7 protein-coding genes are annotated in these 6,497 nt (G+C 35.1%); all 7 read right to left on the bottom strand.

Translation table 11 applies throughout. The annotated features are described in order from the left end of the window. The coding region (locus ACFVSH_RS21455) for an aminotransferase class I/II-fold pyridoxal phosphate-dependent enzyme (RefSeq protein ID WP_387707719.1) at positions 1 to 636 on the bottom strand (636 nt) is incomplete at its 3' end. 108 nt (positions 637 to 744) lie between these two features. After that, entirely contained in the window at positions 745 to 1,386 is a 642-nt protein-coding gene (locus ACFVSH_RS21460; RefSeq protein WP_387707721.1) for a NeuD/PglB/VioB family sugar acetyltransferase, read from the bottom strand. Further along, positions 1,376 to 2,005 carry a sugar transferase gene (locus tag ACFVSH_RS21465; RefSeq protein ID WP_387707723.1) on the bottom strand — a complete coding sequence of 210 codons (630 nt, stop codon included), beginning with the start codon at positions 2,003 to 2,005 and terminating at the stop codon, positions 1,376 to 1,378. The genes ACFVSH_RS21460 and ACFVSH_RS21465 overlap by 11 nt, the downstream gene beginning before the upstream one ends. A gap of 175 nt (positions 2,006 to 2,180) precedes the next feature. Further along, on the bottom strand, positions 2,181 to 3,074 hold the full coding sequence (galU, locus tag ACFVSH_RS21470; RefSeq protein WP_387707725.1) for a UTP--glucose-1-phosphate uridylyltransferase GalU: 894 nt from the start codon (positions 3,072 to 3,074) through the stop codon (positions 2,181 to 2,183). A 22-nt stretch (positions 3,075 to 3,096) separates the two neighbouring features. Beyond that, positions 3,097 to 4,917 carry a polysaccharide biosynthesis protein gene (locus ACFVSH_RS21475; RefSeq protein WP_387707727.1) on the bottom strand — a complete coding sequence of 607 codons (1,821 nt, stop codon included), beginning with the start codon at positions 4,915 to 4,917 and terminating at the stop codon, positions 3,097 to 3,099. 265 nt (positions 4,918 to 5,182) lie between these two features. Further along, positions 5,183 to 5,953 (bottom strand): tyrosine-protein phosphatase, encoded by a 771-nt coding sequence (locus tag ACFVSH_RS21480; protein ID WP_387707729.1) that lies wholly within the window; start codon positions 5,951 to 5,953, stop codon positions 5,183 to 5,185. Between the two features lie 139 nt (positions 5,954 to 6,092). Next, positions 6,093 to 6,497: tyrosine-protein kinase family protein (locus ACFVSH_RS21485; protein ID WP_387707731.1), on the bottom strand; the 405-nt coding region annotated here is incomplete at its 5' end.

The following is a 6,497-nucleotide window of genomic DNA, read 5'->3' on the forward strand; positions in this document are numbered from 1 at the left end:
TCCACCAGTTGTTAATATCTTATTTGCGTTGAACGAGTATACTCCTATGTCTCCAATGGTACCACAGTGCTTATTAGCATATTTCCCTCGTAAGTAATAAGAACCAAGAGCTTCAGTCGAATCTTCAATGAGTTTTAAATTATATTTTACTTTAATTTCCATAAGTTTTTCAATATTTAATGGATTTCCAAATACATGAACAGCTATTATAGCTTTAATAACTTTATTTGTATTTTTGTTAATTACCTGTCCGTCTTTTTGGATACATTCATTTTTTAAAAACTCTTCTAACTTTTCCATATCCATGTTAAGACTATCATCACAATCCATAAATACAGGTTCAGCACCCATATATTTTATCGGGTTCACTGCAGCTATAAATGTTACTGTTGGTACAATAACTTCATCTCCATGCTCAACGCCCAGTACTTTCAATGCTAAGTGCAAACCCGCTGTTCCATTTTGACACCCTATAGCTCTTCCTACCCCTACATATTTTGCAATTTTAGTTTCAAACTCTTGAATAAATCTTCCTCCAGTAGATACCCAACCTGTCTCAATAGTTTCTTTAACATTCTCTAAGATATCTAATGAAAGATTTGGTACTGAAAGTGGAATTAATTTATTATTTATCATAAAATCTCTTCCTTCGCTCTATATTTATGTATAAAATTTCGACTTATTATTTCTTTCGGTGGTCAAATTTTTTCTATTAACCTATTTTTTCTATTAACCTAATGAAAGCTATAGAATATCTCGAATTTTCTTAGCAGGAATACCTGCATATACACATTCTTTTTCAACGTTTTTTAATACAACTGCTCCAGCTCCAATAATTGAGCCTTCACCAACCAAAGATACACCTGTAACTAAAGTAGATCCCATACCAACAAAAACATTATCTTTTATAGTAATTGATGCGCCAACTCCTGATAGAGTAGATATTAAACATGCTTTTCCTAATGAAGAGTGATGGGCAATAACTACATTGGGACTTATAATACAGTAATCTGAGATATTAGTTTTAGTCCAAATATATGTATTCCCGTGTATATATACACCCTTTCCTATTTTTGCACTGTCACTTATAACAGCTTTGGGATGAATTAATGTTGGAGTTAATCCACCTGTGGAGTTTATTTTGTCCATAATTTCGCTTCTTACTTTGTTATTTCCAATAGCTACAATATAATTATTATTGTGAATTTCTTCATCTCTAAGATTAGAAAACTTCCCCTTAACTTTCACTTCCATTACTAAGCTATATACTTTTGAATCATCCTCATCGTAAAAACCTTTTACATTATAACCATTTAGGATGGCTAATTCGTACATTACTTCTCCGTAAGTCCCTGCTCCAATTATATAAATATCTTTATTTTCCATAATAGCTCTCTTTGGTACCACTAAACTTTTTCATTGTAATACCTTCTCCTTGGTTAATATCTTGTCTCCTAAATACTCTTAGAATGGTCTTTAATATTATTTTAAAATCTAAATAGAAATTAAAATGATCTACATACCATACGTCGTAACTAAATTTGTCTTCCCATGATATAGTATTTCTACCATTAACTTGAGCTAGCCCCGTAATGCCTGGCCTAACCTCATGCCTTCTAGCTTGTTGTTCATTATATAAAGGAAGATATTCAACTAGTAACGGCCTTGGTCCCACTAGACTCATATCACCCTTTAATACGTTGATGAGCTCCGGCAATTCATCCAAGCTTGTGCTTCTTAAAAGCTTGCCAAATTTAGTATGCCTCAATTCATTAGCTAAAAAATTTCCATATTTATCTGTCGAGTTTAACATGGTCCTAAATTTAATCATTTTAAATATTTTCCCATCTTTCCCAGGTCTAGCTTGAACAAAAAATATTGGACTACCTAGCTTTTTTACTATCAATATTGAAATGATTAAAATGATTGGGCTTAACGCTATAATTCCTATAAAAGAAAGTAAAATATCCAATGTTCTTTTAATGATTAGTTGGAATTGTCTCAAATAAGGCACCTACTTTATGCATTGATTTTCAGATAAAAAGCTTCTTTTGTATGATGGAATAAACAAGTGACATTATCCTTCATTTACTTAAATTAATATCTTCTGTTTTTTTAAAAGAGTCCGCACATACTATAAATAATCATTTAAGTAGGCGGTACAAAATAATTTCTAAAATTCACTTTTGTATTAAACTCGACCTTTTCTCATTGACTTTATTGTCCATAAATTCCAATAAGTCATTTCTAAGTTCCTTATCCTGAAGTGCAAACTCTATCGTCGTTTTCACAAACCCTAACTTCTCCCCAACATCATATCTTTTTCCTTCAAAATCATAAGCAAAAACTTGCTGTAATTGGTTTAACCGTTGAATCGCATCCGTTAACTGAATTTCACCGCCTGCACCAGCTTCCTGCTGATCAAGCATACTGAAGATTTCAGGAGTCAGGATATATCTTCCCATTATTGCCAAATTGGAAGGAGCAGTTCCTAAGGCTGGTTTTTCTACAAAGTTTTCAACTTGATAAAGTCGTCCATCTTGAAAGGCGGGGTCAATTATCCCATAGCGATTGGTTTCATCCTTAGGTACGGTTTGCACTCCGATAATTGAATTGTTTGTTTCTTCAAACTGATTCATTAACTGCTTTAGGCAAGGCGTTTCACTCTGGACAATATCATCACCTAAAAGTACGGCAAATGGCTCGTCCCCAATGAATTTACGAGCACACCATACTGCGTGACCTAATCCTTTTGGTTCCTTCTGCCTAATGTAATGGATATTAGCAAGTTTAGAGGAATATTGTACCTTATTGAGTAACTCTACTTTTCCTTTTTCCAATAGATTTTGTTCGAGCTCTGGAGCGTAATCAAAATGATCCTCAATCGCACGTTTGCCTTTTCCAGTTACGATTATTATGTCTTTTATTCCTGATGCAACGGCTTCCTCCACTATGTACTGAATCGTTGGTTTATCAACGATTGGCAGCATCTCCTTTGGCATGGCTTTTGTGGCAGGCAAAAAACGAGTACCCAATCCTGCTGCCGGAATGATTGCTTTTGTGATTTTTTTCACTTATTAGTCCTCCTACTTATTGCTATTTCACTGCCGAGAAAGTTTTGTTCTTTCTTCGGTTTGCTAAATTTATAACGAATTCTTTAAGTTCTGTTATGGAAAAATTATCATAAGAGCTTAAAAGATGCTGTATTTCCTCTTCCTGTTCCAGCACCGCTTTCCCTATGAAAATTTTAGGAAATACTGCTTCACTATGAACCTCTTTTTCCCCTAATAGCTCTTCGTACATTTTCTCACCAGGACGGATTCCAGAGAATTCAATCCCAATTTCGTCTATGGAATAACCTGATAGCTGGATAAGGTTCGTTGCTAATTCGACAATCTTAACAGGTTCACCCATATCAAGAACGAATATTTCTCCGCCTCGAGCCAAAGAACTTGCCTGAATGACTAATCTGGATGCTTCGGGTATGGTCATAAAATACCTTGTCATATCTGGATGTGTGACCGTCACTGGTCCACCGGACTGTATTTGTTTTTTAAATAAAGGAATGACACTCCCTCTGCTGCCTAAAACATTTCCGAAACGAACCGCAACAAATTTTGTTGAGCTATTTCTTGCTAACTGCTGGATGATCATCTCAGCAATACGCTTGGTTGAACCCATGACGTTTGTTGGGTTAACGGCTTTATCGGATGAAATCATCACAAATGCACCTACACCAAAAGTATCTGCCGCCTCTGCAACATTCTTTGTACCAAAAACATTATTCTTAATTGCTTCACGAGGGTTGTATTCCATTAGTGGAACATGTTTATGTGCAGCCGCATGGTAAACAACATCAGGCCTGAAGGTTTCCATCACTTCAAAAATTCTATCTCGATCTTGAATATCTGCAATTAAAGGTATTATTTCAATTTGATTTGCATATAACTTTTTCAGTTCCATATCAATCTGATAGATACTATTTTCTCCATGTCCTAGGAGAATAAGTTTTCCGGGTGAGAATCTGCATATTTGACGGCAAATTTCTGAACCAATTGAGCCCCCGGCCCCAGTTACCAAGATCGTCTTGCCCGTTACATATTCAGAAATACTGGTTATGTCCAATTCAACGGGTTCTCTTCCTAATAAATCTTCCACTTCTACTTCTTTAAATTGATTTACCGCTACTTTTCCTAACATAATATCTTCAAGCATCGGCATGATTTGCGTTTTGGCATTCGTTTTCACACATTCATCAAAAATGACCTTCAATTCTTTTTTACTTAATGAAGGTATTGCAATGACGATATTATCTATATAATATTTCCCCACCATTTCTGGGATATGTTTTGAGTTACCCACAACTGGTATTCCTAAGATGTCTAGCTTATCTTTTTTCGGATCATCATCTATAAATGCTACTGGTTTAAGTTCCGTATCATGATTGTTAAGAAGTTGACGTACAACCATGGTTCCAGCAGATCCAGCTCCGATGACCAATGTATTCCTCGTTTCCTTTCGATTATTTATCAAACGGTCACGCAGCATTCTCCAAGAAAATCGCGACCCGCCAATAAGGAGGACATGCATCATCCAGGTCAATGCCATGGCCCTTACATAAACATCTTGAAAAACCATTAACTGAATGGCGATAACAGCGATGACCGATAAGCTTACGGCTTTAACAATGGACAGTAACTCTCTTATACTTGCATACTCCCAGGCCTTCTTATACAGTTTATAAATAGAAGCAAAAAAATGATGGCTGATTAATAGGGAGACTGATGTGACTAACAGTGTTGGTAATTTAAATATTTCCAAATAGGGATACAAGAATAAATAACTTACATAAATGGCCGATAATACTATTAATGAGTCTAATAGGGCCAAAAGTGTTAATCGTTTTCGGTAGGCCAACCACATTTCCCCCTTTAATATTGTTGATTTACTCTCTATTAAAAACAGTCTATTTATGAATGTATTCTATTTCACCTGCTTTTCATTGTTTATATAAGAATGAATGATACTGTTTATGTTTCTGTATATTTTGACTATTTTAAAAATACCATTATGATTTAAGGGCTTTTTGTCGTTGAACTATTGGTCGTTCAGAAACAATAATCCCTAAAACTTTATAAGAAGACAAAATTTTTTTAATATTAAATCGTTTCCTAATTATCTATCACTTTAAAAGATTCCAAAAAATTTTTCTTTTAAAAGGCACTGGTTTTTCAACAGCAGGACTTTGGTTCTTTATTAGCTGTTCAGCATTTTCTTTAAAATAAAATGTACGTTGTATTCCATATGACTTTGTGATTGTTTCATAGGCATGTTGTAACGTGAACCCTCTAGAGCCAATATTATGGGCATCTGTTGCAATAAAATGGGCCAAATTATGTTCGATTATCTTTTTTGAAAATGATTGGATACTTTTACCGAAGTTCCCGATTATACTGCCAGAGGTAAGTTGAGTCAGCGCGCCCTCCTGAACCAATTCAAATAATAGTTGATGATTTGATATCAATTCCTTATTTCTCTCCGGATGTACGATAATCGGTGTTATTCCTTTAAGCAGCAGTTCGTAAATCACTTCTTGTGTATATGAAGGAACCCTTCCCGACGGGATCTCTAACAATAAAAATGTACCGTTATCATCTAAGGTTAGGATTTCTTTTTTTTCAAGTGAATTAAATATGTCCTGATGAATTCTTACTTCTTGCCCGAGATGAATGGTAAGAGGTATATTATTTTGTTTTAAACTCTCATTTAAGCTCATTGCACGACCAATGATGCCACTTTTAATATTTACATATTTCTCATTTAAGTGATGTGGCGTGGCAAATAAATGGGTGATTCCTGATTCTACCGCTTTTCTTGCCATATTCATGCTTTCATTCATGTCCGCCGATCCATCATCAACCCCTGGGAGAATGTGACAATGTATGTCAATCAAATTTTACACACTTCCTTTGTTAAACAAATAGGTAAAAAGACCTAATCCATGAATAATAGGAATTATTACCCCGATTAATAGTAGCATATAAAACTGCCATTAAACAGGGTGTTATTTTGTCGAAAATTGTTTTATTTCGTTAAGATTGATAGTAATAATAATTGCTGTTATCCGTTTCAACACCATTCAAAACGACTCCAAGCAAGGATGTATTAGCTTTCACTAAAAGCTCCTTTGCTTTTACGGCACTTTGTTTGTTTGTCTTGCCGCTCCCCACTACCATGATCACGCCATCACATTTATTGGCTACAATCTGGGAATCCGGCACTACCAGAACGGGCGGTGTATCAAAAATGATATAATCATACATTTCTTTTAATTCATCGATCGCTGTTTCTATCGCTTTGGAATTTAATAATTCCGAAGGGTTAGGCGGTATTGGTCCACTTGTCAGAATTTCCAGATTAGGCACACTCGTCTTCATGAGTGCTTTTTCTATGCTCATTTTCTTCGTTAGCACACTAGTAAGCCCCTCTATATTACC

Source organism: Peribacillus sp. NPDC058002, from assembly GCF_042886655.1.
Taxonomy (GTDB): Bacteria; Bacillota; Bacilli; order Bacillales; family DSM-1321; genus Peribacillus; species Peribacillus aracenensis.

Coding starts and splice junctions, on each gene's coding strand:
- ACFVSH_RS21460 (WP_387707721.1), bottom strand. CDS start 1,386: ATGGAAAATAAAGATATTTATATAATTGGAGCAGGGACTTACGGAGAA.